Source organism: Selenomonas sp. oral taxon 126, from assembly GCF_001683335.1.
In the GTDB taxonomy this organism is placed as follows: Bacteria; Bacillota; Negativicutes; order Selenomonadales; family Selenomonadaceae; genus Centipeda.
In genome coordinates this window covers 1,463,890-1,464,915 of record NZ_CP016201.1, presented here as the reverse complement: position 1 = coordinate 1,464,915, position 1,026 = coordinate 1,463,890, and the positions used below count along the sequence as shown (strand labels likewise).

Genomic DNA, 1,026 nt, shown 5'->3' with positions numbered 1-1,026 from the left:
TTTTGAGCTTCCACCGAGCAGAGCGAAACCTCATCGCACCGCACAAACTGCTCGCCATCCTCATCTATGCCTACATGAACCGCATCTACAGTTCCCGCCGCATCGAGGATGCCTGTCGCAGGGACATCAACTTCATGTACCTCTTGGAGGGCTGTCCTGCGCCCGATCATACGACCATCGCCCGTTTTCGCAAGAAGCACTTCGCTCCCTGTGCCAAGGAGATTCTCGCACAGATGGCACTCCTGCTCGGGGAGGTTGGTGCAGTCTCATTTCAGAACCTCTTTGTGGACGGAACTAAGATCGAGTCCGTCTCCAATCGGTACAGCTTCGTCTGGAAGAAGGGCGTCCAAAAGCACTGCAGCAGGCTTATGGAGAAGCTTTCTGCTTTTCTTGCATACGTGGAGAAGGAGTTCGGTATCCATCTGCGCCATGGCGGGGACATCCACGTCCGACATCTGAAACGACTGCGCCGCCGCTTGAAGCACGTGCAGAAGGCGCAGGGCATCGTCTTCGTCTATGGGAGCGGAAGACGAAAGAGCATGCTTCAGCGTGCAATAGAGACACTGGACACGTATCTTCTCCGTCTGAAGGACTACACGAAGAAACTCCACATCTGCGGGGCACGTAACAGCTTTTCAAAGACCGACACGGAGGCAACCTTCATGCGGATGAAAGAAGATGCGATGAAGAACGGTCAGCGAAAGCCCGCCTACAACCTCCAATATGGTGTAGAGGCATCCTTCATCGTATGGGCAGGTATCTATGCGAATCCGACGGATACAAGGACACTCATCCCGTTCTTGGAAGATTTTCAGGAATACATCGGAACAAGAAGCAGGAACATCATCGCCGATGCAGGCTATGAGAGTGAGGAGAACTACCTGTATCTGCGGGACAAGGGACAGGCATCCTACATCAAGCCGAACAACTACGAGATCAGCAAGAAGCGCAAGTGGAAGAACGACATTGGACGGCGTGAGAACATGGTGTATCTTGCAGGAGAGAACGTCTACCTATGTGCCGAGG

The 1,026-nt window shown here is 53.3% G+C and carries 1 protein-coding gene; it reads left to right on the top strand.

Annotation, left to right across the window (positions count from 1 at the left end; genetic code table 11):
• The coding region (locus AXF19_RS06540; RefSeq protein ID WP_237141753.1) for a transposase at positions 1-1,026 on the top strand (1,026 nt) is incomplete at both ends.